Origin of the sequence: Vibrio sp. G-C-1 (assembly GCF_021728015.1) — a bacterium.
In the GTDB taxonomy this organism is placed as follows: Bacteria; Pseudomonadota; Gammaproteobacteria; order Enterobacterales; family Vibrionaceae; genus Vibrio; species Vibrio splendidus.
Genome location: NZ_JAKKCR010000018.1, coordinates 21,052 through 42,774, shown reverse-complemented (window position 1 = coordinate 42,774; position 21,723 = coordinate 21,052). Strand labels below are relative to the sequence as shown.

Annotated in this window: 17 protein-coding genes; 7 read left to right on the top strand and 10 right to left on the bottom strand. The window is 46.0% G+C overall.

Going from position 1 to position 21,723, the window contains the following annotated elements:
• Positions 1–90: 90 nt before the first annotated feature.
• From glnG to glnA, 4 genes are all read right to left on the bottom strand, one after another.
• Entirely contained in the window at positions 91–1,494 is a 1,404-nt protein-coding gene (gene glnG / locus L3V36_RS21405) for a nitrogen regulation protein NR(I) (protein WP_017081697.1), read from the bottom strand.
• A gap of 122 nt (positions 1,495–1,616) precedes the next feature.
• A complete protein-coding gene (gene glnL / locus L3V36_RS21400) occupies positions 1,617–2,693 on the bottom strand; it encodes a nitrogen regulation protein NR(II) (RefSeq protein ID WP_017079339.1) in 1,077 nt (358 codons plus the stop codon).
• A 168-nt stretch (positions 2,694–2,861) separates the two neighbouring features.
• The gene (locus tag L3V36_RS21395) at positions 2,862–3,431 is read right to left on the bottom strand and encodes a DUF4124 domain-containing protein (RefSeq protein ID WP_208775643.1); all 570 of its coding nucleotides are present in this window, start codon (positions 3,429–3,431) and stop codon (positions 2,862–2,864) included.
• Between the two features lie 226 nt (positions 3,432–3,657).
• Positions 3,658–5,067, bottom strand: a complete 1,410-nt coding sequence (gene glnA / locus L3V36_RS21390; RefSeq protein ID WP_004735585.1) for a glutamate--ammonia ligase — start codon at positions 5,065–5,067, stop codon at positions 3,658–3,660.
• Positions 5,068–5,631: 564 nt separating this feature from the next.
• Here glnA and typA point away from each other — a divergent pair.
• Entirely contained in the window at positions 5,632–7,464 is a 1,833-nt protein-coding gene (gene typA, locus L3V36_RS21385) for a translational GTPase TypA (protein ID WP_017079337.1), read from the top strand.
• A gap of 341 nt (positions 7,465–7,805) precedes the next feature.
• Here the strand turns inward: typA and L3V36_RS21380 are convergent, their stop codons facing one another.
• Entirely contained in the window at positions 7,806–8,336 is a 531-nt protein-coding gene (locus L3V36_RS21380) for an AAA family ATPase (RefSeq protein WP_102500173.1), read from the bottom strand.
• 20 nt (positions 8,337–8,356) lie between these two features.
• A complete protein-coding gene (locus L3V36_RS21375; RefSeq protein ID WP_208775644.1) occupies positions 8,357–8,998 on the bottom strand; it encodes a DUF2959 domain-containing protein in 642 nt (213 codons plus the stop codon).
• A gap of 205 nt (positions 8,999–9,203) precedes the next feature.
• Between L3V36_RS21375 and L3V36_RS21370 the strand changes: the two genes are divergently transcribed.
• The 3 genes from L3V36_RS21370 to L3V36_RS21360 are packed head-to-tail and all read left to right on the top strand — an operon-like array spanning position 9,204 to position 11,503.
• Complete coding sequence (locus L3V36_RS21370; RefSeq protein ID WP_208775645.1) at positions 9,204–10,145, top strand: virulence factor BrkB family protein; 942 nt, start codon at positions 9,204–9,206, stop codon at positions 10,143–10,145.
• A complete protein-coding gene (gene dtd / locus L3V36_RS21365; protein ID WP_102448456.1) occupies positions 10,117–10,551 on the top strand; it encodes a D-aminoacyl-tRNA deacylase in 435 nt (144 codons plus the stop codon). The genes L3V36_RS21370 and dtd overlap by 29 nt, the downstream gene beginning before the upstream one ends.
• Positions 10,552–10,567: 16 nt before the next feature.
• Entirely contained in the window at positions 10,568–11,503 is a 936-nt protein-coding gene (locus L3V36_RS21360; protein WP_017079333.1) for a bifunctional GNAT family N-acetyltransferase/hotdog fold thioesterase, read from the top strand.
• A gap of 58 nt (positions 11,504–11,561) precedes the next feature.
• On the opposite strand, the gene L3V36_RS21355 is transcribed toward L3V36_RS21360, so the two are convergent.
• The 4 genes from L3V36_RS21355 to hslR all read right to left on the bottom strand — a co-directional run bounded on the left by L3V36_RS21355 (position 11,562) and on the right by hslR (position 16,941).
• Positions 11,562–13,526, bottom strand: a complete 1,965-nt coding sequence (locus L3V36_RS21355) for an AsmA family protein (RefSeq protein WP_237296715.1) — start codon at positions 13,524–13,526, stop codon at positions 11,562–11,564.
• 153 nt (positions 13,527–13,679) lie between these two features.
• Positions 13,680–15,305, bottom strand: coding sequence for a phosphoenolpyruvate carboxykinase (ATP) (gene pckA, locus L3V36_RS21350; protein ID WP_004735593.1), 1,626 nt, complete (start codon positions 15,303–15,305; stop codon positions 13,680–13,682).
• Positions 15,306–15,642: 337 nt separating this feature from the next.
• Positions 15,643–16,536: an Hsp33 family molecular chaperone HslO gene (hslO, locus tag L3V36_RS21345; protein ID WP_017086961.1), complete on the bottom strand. Its 894-nt coding sequence runs from the start codon at positions 16,534–16,536 to the stop codon at positions 15,643–15,645.
• Positions 16,537–16,554: 18 nt separating this feature from the next.
• Positions 16,555–16,941 (bottom strand): ribosome-associated heat shock protein Hsp15, encoded by a 387-nt coding sequence (gene hslR / locus L3V36_RS21340; protein WP_017090220.1) that lies wholly within the window; start codon positions 16,939–16,941, stop codon positions 16,555–16,557.
• 317 nt (positions 16,942–17,258) lie between these two features.
• Between hslR and gspC the strand changes: the two genes are divergently transcribed.
• The 3 genes from gspC to gspE are packed head-to-tail and all read left to right on the top strand — an operon-like array spanning position 17,259 to position 21,723.
• A complete protein-coding gene (gene gspC, locus L3V36_RS21335; protein ID WP_029222215.1) occupies positions 17,259–18,155 on the top strand; it encodes a type II secretion system protein GspC in 897 nt (298 codons plus the stop codon).
• A 41-nt stretch (positions 18,156–18,196) separates the two neighbouring features.
• Complete coding sequence (gene gspD / locus L3V36_RS21330; RefSeq protein ID WP_102448458.1) at positions 18,197–20,221, top strand: type II secretion system secretin GspD; 2,025 nt, start codon at positions 18,197–18,199, stop codon at positions 20,219–20,221.
• Positions 20,221–21,723: a type II secretion system ATPase GspE gene (gene gspE / locus L3V36_RS21325; RefSeq protein ID WP_004735599.1), complete on the top strand. Its 1,503-nt coding sequence runs from the start codon at positions 20,221–20,223 to the stop codon at positions 21,721–21,723. Before gspD ends, gspE begins: the two co-directional genes overlap by 1 nt.

Genomic DNA, 21,723 nt, shown 5'->3' with positions numbered 1-21,723 from the left:
GGATGGCATACCTTAATTGTACCGACACTATTCAAACCAAGCGACCCTTTTTTGGTTAAAAAAGTAGCTGCATCGAGAGTCATATAAGGTCTAGTACAGTTCTTTTAGTTTACGAGTTAGGGTGTTTCTTCCCCAACCTAAAACCTTGGCTGCATCCTGTTTATGACCATTGGTATGGTTGAGTGCAGCCTCTAGCAGTATACGTTCAAACTCTGGCAGCGCATAAGTTAGTAGCTCTTTTTCTCCTGAATCAAGCGCACACTTTGCCCAATTAGCGAGCAGTTGTTGCCAGTTGTCTCCAGTCCCTGAGGTCGTCACCACTTTTTCTTCCAACAGTTCTGGAGGCAAGTCTGAAGGGAGTATTTCACTGCCGCTCGCCATGACTGTGAGCCAACGACAGATGTTCTCAAGCTGACGTACGTTACCCGGCCAATTTAGCTGATTGAGCTTCATGATGGTCTCTGAGTGCAGTGTCTTCACTTCTACACCAAGCTCTTCAGCGGCGGATGCTAGGAAGTGGTGAGTCAGCTTTTCAATGTCCTGTTTACGTTCGCGCAGTGCCGGAATATGGATTCGGATAACGTTCAGTCGATGGAAAAGGTCTTCACGGAAACCACCGTCATGCACCAAGCGCTCAAGATCTTGGTGGGTTGCTGCAACGATACGAACATCAACCTTAACCGCAGAATGCCCACCTACGCGATAAAATTGGCCATCAGAAAGCACGCGCAGTAGTCTAGTCTGAATATCGAGTGGCATATCGCCTATTTCATCAAGAAACAGAGTACCGCCGTTGGCTTGTTCGAATCGTCCTTGACGAACACTGTTAGCGCCAGTAAAAGCGCCTTTCTCGTGGCCAAACAGCTCTGATTCGATCAAGTCTTTAGGGATTGCCGCCATGTTTAACGCAATGAATGGCTTTTTAGCTCTTGGGCTGTGACGATGCAGCGCGTGCGCGACTAATTCTTTACCAGTCCCCGATTCACCATTAATAAGAACCGAAATGGATGAACGAGACAAACGGCCAATAGCGCGGAAAACTTCCTGCATTGCTGGTGCTTCACCGATGATTTCTGGTGCGTTGGTCTCTTCGGCTACTTCGCTGGCTTGTTCTCGCTTTTGCTCTTGGCTGTGTGCGATGGCTCGCTCTACTAGAGTCAGTGTCTCATCAATATCAAACGGCTTAGGCAGATACTCAAAAGCCCCTTTTTGATAAGCGTTCACCGCTGCATCGAGGTCTGAGTGCGCGGTCATAATGATCACTGGCAGGTCGGGAGAGCGCTGGTGAACTTGGTGTAACAGCTCAATCCCGTCAATGCCAGGCATGCGAATGTCGGACACCAAAACGTCTGGTGTCTCGCGCTCAAGAGCAAGCAATACGCTCTCAGCATCAGCAAATGTTTCACACTTTATATCCGCAGATGACAGTGTTTTCTCTACGACCCAGCGTATAGAACTGTCGTCATCGACGACCCAAACGTATCCCTTACTCATAATTCAATTCCTTTGCAGCCAAATCTATTGTGATAATCATTGTTGTTTTTATGATGTCTTTAATTTTTGTGTTACCGAGTTAAGCCTTTCGTCTCGCTGTCGAATCGCGAGGTTCTGTTGACCTAAATGGGTAGGTAAATCGTGAATGTGGTGTTACCCGGCCAGCTCTCAACATCAATTTTTCCATTGTGCTGATCGATCAGGTTTTGAGAAATCGATAGTCCTAGCCCTGTGCCACCCTCTCGTCCGCTGACCATTGGGTAAAACAGCGTGTCTTTTAAATCATCGGGGATGCCGGGGCCGTTATCGCTGATCTCAATGCGCGCTGCGAGTTTGTGTCGCTGCCCATGAATATTGGCTTGATGCACCGTTCTGGTGCGAATGGTGATTTTTCCTGATTCTTGGGCCTTTAAAATCTGCGCCGCGTTGCTCACGATATTGAGCATCGCTTGTTCAACTTGTGCTGAATCCATCAGAATGTCCGGTAAGCTCGGGTCGTAATCTCGTTCGATGGCGAGCGTTGAACCCGACTCGAGTTCTACGAGCTGCCTGACTTTCTCAAGTATCTGGTGTAGGTTCTCTTCTGACTTCGTCCCCGGTTTTTGAGGGCCAAGCAGGCGATCGACTAACGCTCTTAGGCGGTCAGCTTGCTCAATAATGATCTGTGTATATTCATTAAGAGACTGATCAGGAAGCATTTTCCCAAGTAACTGCGCCGCACCTCTTAAGCCACCGAGTGGGTTCTTAATCTCATGTGCTAACCCGCGCACCAACAGCTTAGCTGCTTGTTGTTGTGCGTGTTGGTTGAGCTCTTGGCTGAGGCGTCTTTGCTGGTCTATCTTGCGCATCTCAACCAATAACAGCGTCTCTCGTTGCCAGGAGATTGGGCTAACCGTGACTTCAAGCATCAGTGGGCGGTTATCAACAACGAAGGTAACGTCACTGTCGGTAATGCTCTGGCCACTTTGTAGCGGTTGCGTCAGAAGCGCCAAATCCAGTGAGGCATGTTGGATAAGTTGGCTCAATGGATGATCGACGATGCGTCGCGCGCTTTGTGAAAAGAGTTGTTCAGCCGCCGGGTTGGCGTATCGGACATACAGTTGCTCATCGAGCATCAATGTTGAGGTCACCATATTGTCGAGAATGGCGCTGGAAAGATGATGTGTATCTATGCTGTCGCTTTTGGCTGATCGATTCACTATTTCGTCCTTGAACTGGTGTTTTTCTCACTGCACCAAATTGGTGCGTAGCTAAGTTCAAGTATGGCGCATATCAACCAGAAGCTAAAGATAATTCATTAGAGTCGCTGAAAGCTGCTTCGATTAGGTGAAAAGTAGAGGTAATTCAGTCTCTTTTAACACATTGGCCTACTTGAGCGTCGCTCGATGTAAATACACGGTGACTGGACTAGTAGATGCAATAAGCTTGCCGCTTCTATGTGCTTGAATTGCAATGGTGTGAGTACCTCGGTCGATACCTTTCAGTTCCCAATTCGGTTGGGTTTGTGGGGCGCCATAACGACGACCATCGAGCATCAATTGCAACTGTTCTCCAATACCAAGCTTGCGGCTAAGTTCTATTTGAACAGGGATTAAGCCGCGGTTGCTACGGATGGTTTGGTCATGAACGGGAGTCAGCATAATAAGTGTTAGCTGAGCTGGTGCCTCGCGTTCCGTGGTTTTTGTTTTTTCCTGCTCCTGAGCGGGCGTTGCCGTTTTAGTTGTAGATGAAGCTGCAGCATCAACGGGCGTCGAGGCTTCAAATTTAGGAGCCGGCGCTGATGCTTGCACATCCGGTAGGCGAAGAGATTTGGCATCTTGAGCGCTAGGGTTATCACTAAAGTGGAGAACACCATCCTCATCCACCCAGGTATACACCGTTTGAGCAGAGCACGAGAGCGCGACTGTTAACCCGATCAGGAACAGTATATTTTTCATATCTTTAGCCTCTTTTCACCGCTAGGTGATTTCACGTTTGGCGTTGGTTTTGTTATTGATTTTATTGTATTTATAGCAGCAGCCTCTGAGGGCTTTTGTCTAAGGTATGGTACGAGGAAGCTGGGAGAGGGAGTATATAAAAAAGGCCCGCCTGCGAGGCGAGCCTAATATTTAGTCAGCGATTCTTACAAGGTTGCAGTAAGAAATGGCTTATCTCTACAGGAGATTAAACTGAGTAGTACAGTTCAAACTCAAGTGGGTGTGTTGCCATGTTCACGCGTTGTACGTCGTCAGATTTCAGTGTGATGTAAGAATCAATGAAATCGTCAGAGAATACGCCGCCAGCTGTTAGGAACTCACGATCGTCGTCTAGTGCTTTAAGCGCTACTTCTAGAGATTCAGCAACGGTTGGGATTTCAGCCGCTTCTTCTGCTGGAAGGTCGTATAGATCTTTATCCATAGCTTCGCCTGGGTGGATCTTGTTCTTGATACCGTCAAGGCCAGCCATCAGCATTGCTGAGTAACATAGGTATGGGTTCGCTGCTGGGTCACCAAAACGTAGCTCGATACGACGTGCTTTCGGGCTTGGTACTACTGGGATACGGATAGAAGCAGAACGGTTACGTGCTGAGTAAGCAAGCATTACCGGAGCTTCAAAACCAGGTACAAGACGCTTGTACGAGTTCGTTGACGGGTTAGCAAATGCGTTGATTGCACGAGCGTGCTTGATTACACCACCGATGTAGTAAAGCGCCATTTCAGATAGGCCGCCGTACTTATCACCAGCAAACAGGTTAACGCCGTCTTTTGCTAGAGATTGGTGAACGTGCATACCAGAACCGTTGTCACCAACTAGTGGCTTAGGCATGAATGTCGCTGTTTTACCAAATGCGTGAGCAACGTTGTGTACAACGTACTTGTAGATTTGAGTCTCATCCGCTTTTGTTGTTAGCGTGTTGAAGCGAGTTGCGATTTCGTTTTGACCCGCAGTTGCTACTTCGTGGTGGTGAGCTTCAACTACTAGGCCCATCTCTTCCATTACTAGACACATTGCTGAACGGATGTCTTGAGATGAATCTACAGGAGCTACTGGGAAGTAACCGCCTTTAACGCCAGGACGGTGACCTTTGTTACCGCCTTCGATGTCAGAACCTGTGTTCCAAGCTGCTTCTACATCATCAATCTTGAAGAAAGAACCAGACATGTCGTTTGAGAACTTAACGTCATCGAATAGGAAGAATTCTGGTTCTGGACCAACTAGAACTGTGTCTGCGATACCCGTAGAACGTAGGTATTCTTCAGAACGCTTAGCGATAGAGCGTGGGTCACGATCGTAGCCTTGCATTGTTGCAGGCTCAAGGATGTCACAACGGATGTTTAGCGTTGCATCTTCTGTGAATGGGTCCAGTACAGCTGAAGCTGCGTCTGGCATCATTACCATGTCAGATTCGTTAATGCCTTTCCAACCAGCTACTGAAGAGCCGTCAAACATTTTACCTTCTTCGAAGAAGTCTGCATCAACTTGGTGAGAAGGAATAGAGATGTGCTGCTCTTTACCTTTTGTATCAGTAAAACGTAAGTCGATAAATTTAACTTCGTTCTCTTGGATCAGGGATAGTACATTTTCTACTGACATCTTGGATAACCTCCAGTGTTATTAATTCGGTATTAGCTCGATTCGGTTGAAACTAGCATTGATTAATGTCTATAAGTGCATTAATCGATGCTGATTTATCTATAGCCAAAAACGTGCCAATAAAATTATTCCATTAATTTCAATGATTTACTTGTTTTCTTGTTTCGTTCACTTTGGTTTTTGCACCAAAATGATCTTCCAGCGCACCTTATTGGTGCAATTGCTTGTCTGTGCACCAATATGAAACATAAGCGAGCACCATTCAGCAATGAATTGCCTAAGTTGTCAATCCACTTTTGTTATTTTGCCGGAGATTTGGCTGCCCATCTTGCGGCGGATGCTTTTCTAGAATCCTACGAATTAGGCTGTTAGATACTGTACTGAATCAAAGTTAAGCGGATATGAATCGCTAATAAAGAAAAAAGCCTTGGTTGAGATCACATATTTCTGGGTTTTTGTCTAAAATCTGGTATATTATTGACCGTTTTTTAAATCAAGCTAGCGGTTATTATCCAAACTTTTGAGATAATTGACGGCTACCTTTTATGAGTGAATCGAGAATCCATGTCTACTCCACAGATTGATAAGTTAAGAAATATCGCGATCATCGCGCACGTTGACCACGGTAAAACGACTTTGGTTGATAAACTACTACAACAGTCAGGCACTCTTGAGTCTCGTGGTGAAGCTGAAGAGCGTGTCATGGATTCGAATGACATCGAAAAAGAGCGTGGCATTACAATCCTTGCTAAGAACACAGCAATTGACTGGAATGATTACCGTATCAACATCGTAGATACCCCTGGACACGCGGACTTCGGTGGTGAAGTTGAACGTATCATGTCTATGGTTGATTCAGTTCTTCTGATCGTTGATGCAGTTGATGGCCCAATGCCTCAAACTCGTTTCGTAACGCAAAAAGCTTTCGCACACGGCCTTAAGCCAATCGTTGTTATCAACAAGATTGACCGTCCTGGTGCTCGTCCTGATTGGGTTATGGACCAAGTATTTGACTTGTTCGACAACCTAGGCGCGACTGATGAGCAACTAGACTTTACTGTTGTTTACGCTTCAGCTCTAAACGGTTGGGCAACAATGGAAGAAGGCGAAGTTGGCACAGACATGGAACCATTGTTCCAAGCTGTTGTTGATACAGTAGAAGCGCCTGCAGTTGACCTTGAAGGTCCACTACAAATGCAAGTTTCTCAACTTGATTACAGCTCTTACGTAGGTGTTATCGGTGTTGCTCGTGTTACTCGTGGTTCTGTTAAGCCAAACCAACAAGTAACTATCGTGAATGCTGAAGGCAAGAAACGTAACGGTAAAGTAGGTACTGTACTTGGTTACCTAGGTCTTGAGCGTCACGAAGTAGAACAAGCTAACGCTGGCGACATCATTGCAATCACGGGTCTTGGTGAGCTGAAAATTTCAGACACTATCTGTGACGTAAACAATGTTGAAGCAATGGAACCACTGTCTGTTGATGAACCAACAGTAACAATGACTTTCCAAGTAAACACTTCTCCGTTCGCGGGTAAAGAAGGCAAGTTCGTTACTTCACGTAACATCCTTGAGCGTCTAGAAAAAGAATTGGTTCATAACGTTGCACTACGTGTTGAAGAAACTGAAAGCCCAGACCGTTTCCGCGTATCAGGCCGTGGTGAGCTTCACCTTTCTATCCTGATCGAAAACATGCGTCGTGAAGGCTTTGAGCTTGCAGTATCTCGTCCAGAAGTAATCATTAAAGAAGAAAATGGTCAGAGAATGGAACCGTTTGAAACGGTTACTATCGATGTAGTTGAAGAGCACCAAGGTGCGATCATGGAAAGCATCGGTCTACGTAAGGGTGAGCTAACGGATATGGCACCAGATGGTAAAGGCCGTGTTCGCATGGACTTCATGATGCCTTCTCGTGGTCTTATCGGTTTCCAAACTGAATTCCTTACAATGACGTCTGGTTCTGGTCTTATTTACCACTCGTTCGATCATTACGGTCCTCACAAAGGCGGTATCATTGGTCAACGTAACAACGGTGTTCTAATCTCGAACGCAACGGGTAAAGCACTGACTTACGCACTGTTCTTCCTTCAAGCTCGTGGTCGTCTATTCACAGAGCACGCTGATGAAGTTTACGAAGGCCAAGTAATCGGTATTCACAACCGTTCAAACGACCTAACAGTAAACTGTCTGAAAGGTAAGCAACTAACGAACGTTCGTGCATCTGGTACTGATGAAGCACAAGTTCTTTCTCCACCGATCAAGCACACTCTAGAGCAAGCTCTTGAGTTTATCGATGAAGATGAACTAGTAGAAGTAACGCCACTAAACGTACGTATCCGTAAGAAACTTCTTACTGAAAACGACCGTAAGCGTGCAGCACGTCCAGCTAAGGCTTAATTGCCAGCTGACTAGCTTCTAGCTAAGTAGATAAGAAAGCCCCGAGTAGCCTAGCTGCTCGGGGCTTTTGTTTTATGTGGTGTTGGAGTAGATACGAGTAAACGAGATGTGAGATACGAAGAGCATGTTCCATATCTATTCATCGAATCGTCATTCCAGAATCGAGGGACGAGATATCTGGAATCTTTCTTTTACGGCATCCAAGAGGTTCCCTATCATGCTCGTTCTTCACTGTAGGGAATGACGGTAAGTTTGTTTAGATACGGGTAAACGAGAGGCGAGATACGAAGAGCATTCAAGTGTTCGACATCCTCAAGAGAGAGGAGCGACCGAGTGGGAATCTAGCTTTTGATACTTAGGTGGCTTTTAACAAATAGAGCCCTTTCTTCGACTGACATAAATGGCACCTCGACAATCTCATACCCAAGCTCTTGATAGATTCTGACCAACGCGTGGTGAATCTCTAATGCCTCTTCAAACGGATAAGGCCTCACATCATCTTGTACGTAAATCGATGCATCAGGGCGACAGAACAAGGCTTGTGAGTGATAGCCTTGGCTAGCTTCTCGGTAGATTTCGTCAATATCAAGGTTCGCCTGAGTTAAGTAACCGCAGATATCTGGAATGGCGCGATCGAGAAACGCAACCGGATGCTGGTTGGCCTGTTCCTTTTGTTCATTCATGACAGTGAGACACAGGCGAGCAAAGCCCGGTAGGTCGAACCAAGGTAAGATACCGTTCTCAAGTTGGCTCTGCTGTTCTATTAACTGGCGAGAGGACTCAGCGAAGGTTGGGTAACCCATGTCGCCCAAGGCATTAATCAGTGTTGTCTTCCCGGCTCCGGGGCCGCCAGTAATAATGATCGGTTGCATCGTGTTCTTTATCTGTAGCGCTACTTCTGGTTCAGTTGAGCTAGGAACTTATCCGATTCTGCTATTGCAGCATTCATCTGTTCTATCGCGTAGGCGATGTCTTTTTCTAAGCTCATAAATTCGCCCTGCAACGAACCGACAGCACTCGCATTGAGGTTATGCTTTAGATAAAGCGTATTGTCGCGAAGGGTATTGAGTACCGGGTCCATTTTCTTCTCAGCGCGTTTCATTGCTGAAAGCATGGTCTTGTAAGACGATTGGGTTTCTCGCAGTTTTTGTTCACTCGAACGGCGCAGTGAAGCACTGGTGTAGAGGTCTAACTCGCTCTGCCACTCTGCAAACAGCGCATCTGACACGTCTTCAATCGCAGCAATCCGATCACTGACATTTTGTGCGGCTTTCTCGCTGTCTTGGTATTTATCGTTGATTTGGTTGTACATGTCTTCAAGGTCGCCGCCACTGAAGTTCGTCAGGCTACTCAAGGCTTCAAGTGCGCTGGTAAACTCTTCCTGAGCATCCTGCTGCGACTCTTTCGCGTCTTCTACTCTATCGACCATAATATCGCGCTTGTGGTAACCCACTTGCTCCATGGCGGAGTAATAAGCGGACTGGCATCCAGTTAGAGCAAAAATAGAGAGGACTATAACTATTAAATAAGGCATCCTAGTTTCCTATAGTTAAATAATATCAATCGTAGTAAATAACTGCTCAACCTAGCTTGTTAAAATGCTCGATAACGGCGTTAGAATTTTTGATTGTAGAATAACTACTTATCAAAAAAGGCTGCCTTGTTCTCAAGCCTTTTTCCTACGCTATTTTTGAACATTTACTTACTGTGATTAATACAACGGAATATTAACTAGGACTATGAACGAGTTACCAGGGAGTTACAAGTTGAAGATAAAAAAGGCAGCCACAGGAAGCATCCAGTTTTCCCGCTATCTTCTTACGCGGATGACGCACGATAGAGTCAACGTGAACGCGGGCTATTTAGCGTACATTACTCTGCTTTCCATTGTGCCGATGCTGACGGTTCTGCTATCGATTTTATCGTCATTCTCAATCTTTGCTGATGTCGGTCTCGTGATTCAAAACTTTGTCATTACCAACTTTGTTCCTGCGTCAGGGGATGCAGTGCATGGTGCTTTGCTTGAGTTTGTCGCCAATACCGGAAAAATGACCGCTGTAGGCAGTGTGTTCTTATTCATTGCAGCTCTGATGCTGATCTCCAACATCGATAAGAACCTTAACTACATCTGGCGAGTAACAGAAAAGCGTCGGGCTGTGTTGTCCTTTTCAATGTATTGGATGGTGCTAACGCTTGGACCTATTTTGATTGGGGCGAGCATTGCAGCAACGTCGTATGTGACATCATTGAACTTGTTACAAAACGAAGTCGTGTCGAGTGCCTTTAATACCGTGATTCGCAAGCTCCCTTTGATTACCTCATTCTTTGCGTTTTTTGGTCTGTATCTGTTGGTTCCCAACAAAAAGATACACTTTTCTCATGCGGCAGCGGGCTCTCTGGTTGCGGCTCTGTTGTTCGAACTCAGTAAGAAAGGCTTCGCGGCTTACATTACTCAATTCCCTTCTTACCAATTGATTTATGGCGCATTAGCGGCGATTCCCATTCTTTTTGTCTGGGTGTATTTGTGCTGGTTGATTGTGTTGGTGGGTGCTGAGGTGACGGCCGCGTTGGGCGAGCAGGAACAGTGGAGTGACTCTCAAGAAATGGTACACTCGTCGGATAAAGAAAAAATCACAGAGCAAGGAAACAACAGTGATAGCACTGATCCAGAGAGTAAGTGAAGCTGCCGTCCGTGTTGATGGCGAAGTAGTGGGTGAGATTGAGCAAGGCTTATTGGTTCTGTTAGGTGTAGAAAAAGGTGATGACGAAGCCAAAGCCAAACGTTTGATGGAACGAGTGACCACTTATCGTGTCTTTGGAGATGAAAACGATAAAATGAATCTCAATGTAAAGCAGGTAGAAGGTAAGGTATTAGTGGTTTCTCAATTCACTCTGCCAGCTGATACCAAGAAAGGCACACGAGCAGGATTTTCTCGTGGTGCTCACCCAGAAGATGCAGAGCGTCTTTACAACTATTTCTCTGACCAGTGTGAATCAGTGTTGCCAACGGAACGTGGCCGATTCGCAGCCGACATGAAAGTGTCTTTGGTTAATGATGGCCCAGTAACATTCTGGCTGCAGGTTTAGGCTTAAAGGAATAAGCATGTTTAAACTCATAACACCGACCACCGAAAATCAACTGAACAAGTATTACCATTTTCGCTGGCAGATGCTCCGTGAACCTTGGCGAATGCCGGTAGGTTCAGAGCGCGATGAATACGATGCCATGAGTCACCATCGCATGATTGTCGATGGTCGAGGTCGCCCGATGGCGATTGGTCGTCTCTATATCACCCCAGATCTAGAGGGGCAGATTCGCTATATGGCGGTGAAGAAATCTCGCCAAAGTAAAGGTATGGGCTCACTTATCTTGGTTGCGCTAGAGTCACTGGCACGTCAAGAAGGGGCGAAGCGTTTGGTGTGTAATGCACGTGAAGATGCGATCTCATTCTATGAGAAGAATGAGTTTGAACGTCGTGGTGAAATTAACGATCAACGCGGCCCTGTGCGTCACCAACAGATGGTGAAACCTCTTGATCCAATGGCTGATGTACTGCGCAAACCAGAATGGTGTAATGAGCTTCAGCAGCGTTGGGAAAATCAGATCCCGATCAGTGACAAAATGGGCATCAAGATTAACCAATACACGGGTTATCAGTTTGAGTGTAGTGCTCAGTTGAATCCCAACCTTAACCCTCATAACACCATGTTTGCTGGCTCAGCTTTTACCTTGGCGACTCTAACGGGTTGGGGAATGACTTGGCTACTGATGAAAGAACGTGGGCTGACCGGTGATATCGTACTGGCAGACAGTAATATTCGTTATCGTCACCCAGTCGAACAAAACCCAGTCGCATCTACGTCATTGGATGGGATCAGTGGTGATTTAGATCGCCTCGCGTCTGGCAGAAAAGCTCGCATCATCATTCATGTGACCATTAACAGTGGCGATGTGGAAGCGGTTGAGTTTACGGGAACCTATATGCTGATCCCTGACTACAAAAAGCGATTATCAACAGACTCCAACGTAAACGTATAGCTGACACTGGCTAACAGATACAGATACAGATACAGATTAAAGATACAAGGCGCTACTCCTATGGAGTGGCGCTTTTTTGTTGGCAGTCGTTAATCTCGGAATACTCAGCTTGGGTGAGCTTTCCTGAGATTTGATGGCATGGGTCCAATAACGAAATGGATAGAGTGTGTTGCTCGATCTTAAGCAAGTCGAGTTCTCCAGAAACCTCACCGTTGAGCGTTTGAACTCTTTGTGTACCTTGCTCTGCTGCGGACGCACCAATAATGTGCATTGGTTCGAGAGTGAAGCGACCACGGTCAAAATTCGCATTAAGCTCTGGGATTTCAAACACGTTATCAGTCGATGTTTCAGAAAGCTTATCGTTAAAGGTCATCACACCTTGGCGAACACTGCCAGTGAGTTGCCCAGTGGTTGAATAACCGAGCATCAACGAATCGCCATATAAGCCTGCGGCTTGAAGTTCAAACTCACCATAGCCGGTTGCATCGAGCGGTAATTCGAGTTGCTGCAGCATGGGTGCTATGGGTAATCCATCGGCAGAGATATCTAAGCTCCATGGCTTACTGATTTGGTTGAAGTCGAGTGTCGCGTTGGCTTCAATGTAGCCGTGCTTTAGTGGCATAAACAGGCGTGTCAGCGTCCATTTCCCTTGTTCGCTATTCATTTCAACCACTGGTTGAACACTGACAATATTTTGATAGCTGGCATCGTTGGCGCTAACCATCAATTTGCCTTGCCACAGTCCTAACTTTCTCTGTTGCAGCAGTTGAACTTGATGTCCTTCAACATGCAGCCCTGAGACCTGCCAGTAAGGTTTGTTTGCGAGTTGTATAAGTTGGCTACGTTCTATATTAAGTCGGTCAATAGAGGCTTGCTGAAGCTGTGTCAGCCAAGGCAATAGGCGAGCGGATGGTAGAACTTTATCTTGGCTTTCCGTAATCCACTTTATGCCTTGTAGGTCGAGCTGCGTTAATTGAATGCTGCTAGGGGTTACTTCGCCATTAAGTTGAATACTGCCTTGTAAGAATTGAGTATAGAAGTCTTCAATCAGAATCTGGTTCGGATCTAAATTGAGCTTAATACTTGGCTCTATGAAGATGTCATCATCAATGGTCACTCCCTCAGCTTGCAGAGAGAAAATGGCTTTCTGTTGCTTCCACAGCTCAAAAGGCAATTGGATATTTTCTAGTGAGGCATCAAAAGCTGCGAGGTGACCATCTTGCCATTCCACGTCGCTGCGCAGAATATCTAAGCTATTGATGTGATTGATCTGAATACCGGCTACATCCCACTCTTTGCTTAGTAGGCTTTGGGTCTGTTTCTGATTGAGTCGCAAGCCATCGACGGTCACATTCACCAACGACCAATCTTGCTGATACTGCTCTGCTTGTCCTGAAATCTTGGCACCGCGCCAGTCAAATGAAGCGCCATAAAGCGTGCTGTCGCTAGGTTTTAAGTCTAGGTCAAACAACAGGTTATCGAAGGCTTCTCCTTGCCAATACAGCTGCGTGGCTGAGAGTTGGATTTTGCCATAAGGCAGCAATGTGTTGTTGTCATCCCACGTTGGATCGGAGATCTGGAGGTCGATGCCTCGCGCATTAAAGTCTGGGGTCGAAAAGTCGAGATTATTGATTGCTAGCTGGTGGAGCTTGATGTTTGGTTGGGTGAATAACGGCGTGAATGCCTCTAGATCGCTTATTTCCAACTGTAGGCCACTGATCAAGACGGAGTCCAAGACCAGTTTAGCTTCTGTAATCGAGCTGGGACTGAACCAAAGATCGATCTTGTCGATATAGAGAGGTTTTTGTTTATCAGGTTGGCTTTGGGTAATGCCCATCAAGGTGATGTGATAAGGCGCCTGATACTCAACGTCTTCAATGAGTACAGGTTGTTCAAGCGTATGCTTGATAAAAAAGTTAGCAACATCCGATCGGTATTGAGCTTGTAGGCTTAATAACAACGCTGCGATAGTCGCAACGATGATGGCCACCACAATGCCAATCACCATGAATACCTTTTTCATTCCCTGAAAGCCTTAAATTTCAATAGTCTCAAAACAGAGTGGAACAAAAAGGGGCAAGCAGCAACAAAAAAGCCCCTCAAAAGAGGGGCTTGCTACAAAAATATCATTTTAAATTGGGCGTTCGCTTTTGGCTAAGCCCGAGCAGATGTTGGGTTAGTCTAGTTGAGGACCTGCCGCAACCAGTGACTTACCTTCAGCATTGTCTGTGTACTTATCAAAGTTGTTGATGAAGCGCTCTGCTAGATCTTTCGCTTTGCTTTCCCATTGTAGTGGGTCAGTGTAAGTATCACGCGGGTCAAGAATCGCTGGGTCAACATCGTGCAACGCTAGCGGTACTTCTAGGTTAAACATTGGGATAACCTTAGTTTCAGCTTGGTCGATTGAGCCATCTAGGATAGCGTCGATGATGCCACGAGTATCTTGGATTGAGATACGTTTGCCTGTGCCATTCCAACCTGTGTTCACTAGGTAAGCTTCAGCGCCAGCCGCTTCCATACGCTTCACAAGCACTTCAGCGTACTGAGTTGGGTGAAGAGTTAAGAATGCCGCACCAAACGCCGCAGAGAACGTTGGTGTTGGTTCAGTAATGCCGCGCTCTGTACCTGCTAGCTTAGCTGTGAAGCCAGATAGGAAGTGGTACTTAGTTTGCTCCGGAGTCAGCTTAGATACTGGTGGTAGCACACCAAACGCATCCGCTGTTAGGAAGATAACTTTTTGAGCGTGACCTGCTTTTGATACTGGCTTAACAATGTTGTCGATGTGGTGAATCGGGTAAGAAACACGAGTGTTCTCTGTTTTTGAACCGTCATCGAAATCGATAGAACCATCACCACGAACCGTTACGTTTTCTAGCAGAGCATCGCGACGGATTGCATTGTAGATTTCTGGTTCTGCTTCTTTAGATAGACGAATCGTCTTCGCGTAACAACCACCTTCGAAGTTGAAGATACCATCGTCATCCCAACCGTGCTCATCATCACCGATTAGCTCACGTTTAGGATCGGTTGATAGGGTTGTTTTACCGGTACCTGATAGGCCGAAGAATACAGCTACGTCGCCTTCTTCGCCAACGTTTGCACTACAGTGCATTGAAGCAATGCCTTGCAGAGGAAGCAGGTAGTTCATCATTGCGAACATGCCTTTCTTCATCTCACCGCCGTACCAAGTACCACCGATGATTTGAACGCGCTCTGTTAGGTTGAAAGCAACGAAGTTTTCAGAGTTTAGGCCCTGCTTTTCCCAGTTAGGGTTCGTTGTTTTAGCACCGTTCATTACCACGAAATCAGGTTCGAACGTTGCTAGCTCCTCGTCAGTTGGACGAATGAACATGTTCTTAACGAAGTGCGCTTGCCACGCTACTTCAGTGATAATACGCACACTTAAACGCGTATCTGGGTTAGCACCACAATAACCGTCGATGACAAACAGGCGTTTGCCAGATAGCTGAGTTGTCACAAGCTCTTTCAGCTCACTCCATACTTCAGTTGTAATCGGTTTGTTGTCATTTTTGCCTTGATCTGACCACCACATGGTATCGCGCGTAGTGTCATCTTTAACAATGTATTTATCTTTTGGTGAGCGTCCAGTAAAGATACCAGTGTCAACCGCAACAGAGCCTAGTTCCGTTACTACGCCTTTTTCGTAGCCTTCCAAGCCTGGCAGTGTTTCTTCAACGAATAACTGCTCGTAGCTAGGATTACGAAGAACTTCAGTAACGCCAGTCAGTCCGTGCTTAGTTAGATCAATTTGTGCAGCCTTAGTATGTTCCATAACGGTCATAGGTGCTCCTTGTAGGATATTTTGTAGGGATTTTGTATTAATTTTTTATTGTTATCTGCTCACCATGCTAACAACGAGGCTCGGGGGAAACAGGGATACAGCTCAAAAAATATCCATATTAACCGTGAGGTTTTAAGCGTCTCGTCACATATTGGCCCGACTAGTCTATCCTGTACGCAAACCTTTGCGCTAGGGGCGAGAACATTATTAATTGATTAAAATTAAGCGGTGATTTTATTACGAGATGTTACGGGCTTTGCGCTATTTTGATCACAAAAAAGGCCAGCTTAGTGCTGACCTTTTTGGGGTAAATTACGTGTTTTTGGTACGCTGTAAATTAATGAACCGTATTGTCGCCTTTATCTGCTGCTTCTGCGTACAGTGCATCAACGTCGCCCTTATCGAACGAGTAGTTTGTGCCACAGTAATCACAGTGAAGAGCAACACTACCTTCCGTACTCAGGATGTCGTAGATCTCCTCTTGAGCAACGGTAATGATAGCGGCACCACTGCGTTCACGAGAACAACCACAGAAGAACTCGACAGGTTGAGGGGTAAATACCTGAACCTTCTCTTGGTTATATAGGCGGTACAACAAATCATTCGCTTCTAGAGAGAACAGCTCTTCGTTTTTAACCGTGTCAGTTAACTGCTCTAGGTGCTCGAAGTCATCTGGCGTACCGGTACCGTCTGGCATAACCTGCAGTAGCATACCTGCAGCGTGTGCTTTGCCTTCATGTTCACCCGTACGTAGCCATAGACGAGTCTTTAGCTGTTCAGAGTTTGCGAAGTAACCTTCAAGGACTTCAGCTAGAGTGTCACCTTCAAGACCAACGATACCTTGGTAACGCTCACCTTTTTTAGGATCGATAGTGATTACTAGGTGGCCTTTACCTATAAGGTCGTGCAGGCCAGCGTCGTCAGCAATATCACCGTCAAAGCGCGCAACACCACGAATCTTCTGATCGTTATCGCCATTAATAACAGCGAGAGATACTGGACCATCACCTTGCAGTTGCATCGTGATAGAACCTTCAAACTTTAGCGTCGCCGTTAGTAGCGTCGTTGAAACCAGTAGCTCACCCAACAGCTTTTGTACTGGAGCTGGGTATTCCTTGCTAGAAATAATCTGTTGGTACGCTTCGTCCATCTGTACCAATTCACCACGTACTGATAGGTCTTCAAATAGGTAGCGATTTAAAACATTACTTGTAGACATTGGGTCTGCCATTTGGCTATTCCTTCTAGCTTATTGAGTCTTGAACTTGATGATGTCACGACGTTGCTTTTTATCTGGGCGACGTTCTGGTGCTGGGCTATGAGCATTTAGCTTGCGTTGTTGTGCAAACTCTTCTCTTTTTGCCAAGCTTTCGGTGGTTTCTTCATAGAGGGTTTGAGCGACTGGCGCCCCGCCGCGGTGTGCGGATATTTTCTCTATGGTGACCGTCTTTTCTTCATTCCCTTGGCGCAGGGTAACCACTGCCCCAAGTTCTACGATTTTGCTGGGTTTACTGCGCTGACCATTATAGTGGACTTTGCCACCATCGACCATGTTGCGAGCAATTGAACGAGTTTTATAAAAGCGTGCTGCCCACAACCATTTATCGAGTCTGACAGCTTCATTAGTCGTTTTCATATAGGACAGTGCCTTTTCAGTTAGAAATGAATGCGGTTTAACTGTTATTCACAGTATGCAACTTATTTTGTTTGATGACGCTTATCACATTTAGTAGAAGCTTATGTGGAGGCGATTGGCTTTTTTTTCAAGGAAGATTACAAAATAGCTCAGGTAATGCCGATTTATAGATTTGCTATGATATAGTTCAGGATCTTATGCTTTTAATAAGCTGGAACAGAATGTATGAACAAAAAAGCTGATAGTTTAGTAGGTTACAGCTTTATTCGTTATAGAAAGGGTTAGGGAACGTGAACTTTTTAGAGCTCAAACTTCGCATGGATAACTCTCCGGTGCTGAGCCGATTTTTAGAGAATGGATTTTTACTCCAGCAGAAACTGAGCCTTGTTCTTTGTTGTGTGTTGATCGCAGCTTCCGCATGGATTTTAGGACAGCTTGCATGGTTTATTGAACCTGCTGAGCAAACCGTGGTGCCATGGGTAGCAACGGCTTCCTCGTCTTCAACGCCTCAATCGACTCTTGATATCTCTTCTTTGCAGCAGAGCAACATGTTTGGTGCTTATAACCCAACCACGCCTGCTGTGGTTGAGCAGCAAGTTATCCAAGATGCGCCAAAGACGCGACTGAATCTCGTTTTGGTGGGTGCAGTAGCCAGTTCTAATCCAAAACTGAGCTTGGCTGTGATTGCCAATCGCGGCACACAAGCGACCTACGGAATTAACGAAGAGATTGAAGGCACTAGAGCTAAGCTCAAGGCCGTATTGGTCGATCGTGTGATCATCGATAACTCTGGGCGAGACGAAACCCTGATGCTTGAAGGTATTGAGTACAAGCGTTTGTCTGTATCAGCGCCTGCGCCACCTCGTACCTCTTCTTCTGTGCGTGGCAACAACCCAGCTTCTGCAGAAGAGAAGCTAGATGAAATTAAAGCGAAGATAATGAAAGATCCGCAACAAATCTTCCAATATGTTCGACTGTCTCAGGTGAAACGCGACGATAAAGTGATTGGTTATCGTGTGAGCCCTGGCAAAGATTCAGAACTTTTTAACTCTGTTGGGCTCCAAAACGGAGATATTGCCACTCAGTTAAATGGACAAGACCTGACAGACCCTGCTGCTATGGGCAACATATTCCGTTCTATCTCAGAGCTGACAGAGCTAAACCTCGTCGTCGAGAGAGATGGTCAACAACATGAAGTGTTTATTGAATTTTAAAACTTTGCGTCTAACGAAGGACGAAAGTGTAGGAGAAGTACGTGAAGCATTGGTTTAAGAAAAGTGCATGGTTATTGGCAGGAAGCTTAATCTGCACACCCGCAGCCATCGCGAGTGATTTTAGTGCCAGCTTTAAAGGCACTGATATTCAAGAGTTTATTAATATTGTTGGTCGTAACCTAGAGAAGACGATCATCGTTGACCCTTCGGTGCGCGGAAAAATCGATGTACGCAGCTACGACGTACTCAATGAAGAGCAATATTACAGCTTCTTCCTAAACGTATTGGAAGTGTATGGCTACGCGGTTGTCGAAATGGACTCGGGTGTTCTTAAGATCATCAAGGCCAAGGATTCGAAAACATCGGCAATTCCAGTCGTTGGAGACAGTGATACGATCAAAGGCGACAACGTGGTGACACGTGTTGTAACGGTTCGTAATGTCTCGGTGCGTGAACTTTCTCCTCTGCTTCGCCAGCTGAATGACAATGCAGGTGCGGGTAACGTTGTGCATTACGACCCTGCGAATATCATTCTAATTACTGGCCGTGCAGCCGTTGTTAATCGTTTAGCCGAGATCATCAAGCGCGTTGACCAAGCGGGTGATAAAGAGATTGAAGTCGTTGAGCTAAAGAATGCTTCTGCGGCAGAAATGGTACGTATCGTTGATGCGTTAAGCAAAACCACAGATGCTAAAAATACACCTGCCTTCTTACAACCTAAATTAGTTGCTGATGAGCGTACCAATGCGATTCTTATCTCAGGCGACCCTAAGGTACGTAGCCGTTTAAGAAGGCTGATTGAACAGCTTGATGTTGAAATGGCAACCAAGGGCAATAACCAAGTTATTTACCTTAAATACGCAAAAGCAGAAGATTTAGTTGATGTGCTGAAAGGCGTGTCGGATAACCTGCAATCAGAGAAGCAATCTTCAACCAAAGGAAGTTCATCGCAACGTAACCAAGTGATGATCTCCGCTCACAGCGATACCAACTCTCTGGTTATTACCGCTCAGCCGGATATTATGAACGCGCTGCAGGATGTGATCGCACAGTTGGATATTCGTCGTGCTCAAGTCTTGATTGAAGCCCTGATTGTCGAGATGGCAGAAGGTGACGGTGTTAATCTTGGTGTGCAATGGGGTAACCTAGAAACGGGTGCCATGATTCAGTACAGCAACACTGGTGCATCGATTGGCGGCGTAATGGTTGGTTTGGAAGAAGCAAAAGATAGTGAGGAAACCACAACCATAACAGATGATAATGGTAATGTGACTGGTTTTAATACCGTTACGAAAGAAGGTGACTACTCAACTTTAGCTTCTGCTCTTTCTGGCGTGAACGGCGCGGCAATGAGCGTGGTAATGGGTGACTGGACTGCCTTGATCAGTGCAGTAGCGACCGATTCAAATTCAAATATCCTATCTTCTCCAAGTATCACTGTGATGGATAACGGCGAAGCGTCGTTCATTGTGGGTGAAGAGGTGCCTGTTTTAACTGGCTCGACCGCAGGTTCAAGCAACGATAACCCATTCCAAACCGTTGAACGTAAAGAAGTGGGTATCAAGCTGAAAGTAGTGCCACAAATCAATGAAGGCGACTCGGTCCAGCTACAAATAGAACAAGAAGTATCGAACGTACTAGGTGCAAACGGGGCAGTAGATGTTCGTTTTGCTAAGCGTCAGCTAAATACGTCAGTGATTGTTCAAGATGGTCAAATGCTGGTACTTGGTGGCTTGATTGATGAGCGTGCATTGGAAAGTGAATCTAAGGTACCGTTCTTGGGTGATATCCCTTTTCTAGGCCACCTGTTCAAATCCACCAGTACTCAGGTTGAGAAAAAGAATTTAATGGTATTCATCAAGCCAACCATCATTCGTGATGGTATGACAGCCGATGGTATCACGCAGCGTAAATACAATTTCATTCGTGCGGAGCAACTGTATAAGGCTGAGCAAGGGCTGAAATTATTGGCCGACGATAATATCCCAGTATTGCCTAAATTTGGTGCGGAGATGAATCACCCGGCTGAAATTCAAGCCTTCATCGATCAAATGGAACAAGAATAATGGCTGAATTGGTAGGGGCGGCACGTACTTATCAGCGCTTGCCGTTTAGCTTTGCGAATCGCTATAAGATGGTGTTGGAGTATCAACATCCAGAGCGCGCACCGATACTTTATTATGTTGAGCCACTGAAATCGGCGGCGATCATTGAAGTGAGTCGAGTGGTGAAAAATGGTTTCACGCCACAAGCGATTACTCTCGATGAGTTTGATAAAAAACTGACCGATGCTTATCAGCGTGACTCGTCAGAAGCTCGTCAGCTCATGGAAGACATTGGTGCTGATAGTGATGATTTCTTCTCACTAGCGGAAGAACTGCCTCAAGACGAAGACTTACTTGAATCAGAAGATGATGCACCAATCATCAAGTTAATCAATGCGATGCTGGGTGAGGCGATCAAAGAGGGTGCTTCGGATATACACATCGAAACCTTTGAAAAGTCACTTTGTATCCGTTTCCGAGTTGATGGTGTGCTGCGTGATGTTCTAGCGCCAAGCCGTAAACTGGCTCCGCTATTGGTTTCACGTGTCAAGGTTATGGCTAAACTGGATATTGCAGAAAAACGCGTGCCACAAGATGGCCGTATCTCTCTGCGTATCGGTGGCCGAGCGGTTGATGTTCGTGTTTCAACCATGCCTTCTTCGCACGGTGAGCGTGTGGTAATGCGTCTGTTGGACAAAAACGCCACTCGTCTAGACTTGCACAGTTTAGGTATGACAGCAGAAAACCATGAAAACTTCCGTAAGCTGATTCAGCGCCCACACGGCATTATCTTGGTGACTGGCCCGACAGGTTCAGGTAAATCGACGACCCTGTACGCAGGCCTGCAAGAACTCAACAGCAATGAACGAAACATTTTAACCGTTGAAGACCCGATCGAATTTGATATCGATGGCATTGGTCAAACACAAGTGAACCCTAAGGTTGATATGACCTTTGCGCGTGGTTTACGTGCCATTCTTCGTCAAGATCCTGATGTGGTTATGATTGGTGAGATCCGTGACTTGGAGACCGCAGAGATCGCTGTCCAGGCCTCTTTGACCGGTCACCTAGTTATGTCGACTCTGCATACCAATACTGCCGTCGGTGCGATTACACGTCTGCGTGATATGGGCATTGAACCTTTCTTGATCTCTTCTTCATTGCTGGGTGTTTTGGCTCAGCGCTTGGTTCGTACTTTATGTAACGAATGTAAAGAACCTTATGAAGCCGATAAAGAGCAGAAGAAACTGTTTGGGTTGAAGAAGAAAGAAAGCCTGACGCTTTACCATGCCAAAGGTTGTGAAGAGTGTGGCCATAAGGGTTATCGAGGTCGTACTGGTATTCATGAGCTGTTGATGATTGATGACTCAGTACAAGAGCTGATTCACAGTGAAGCGGGTGAGCAGGCGATTGATAAAGCAATTCGTGGCACAACACCAAGTATTCGAGATGATGGCTTGAGCAAAGTTCTGAAAGGGGTAACGTCCCTAGAAGAAGTGATGCGCGTGACCAAGGAAGTCTAG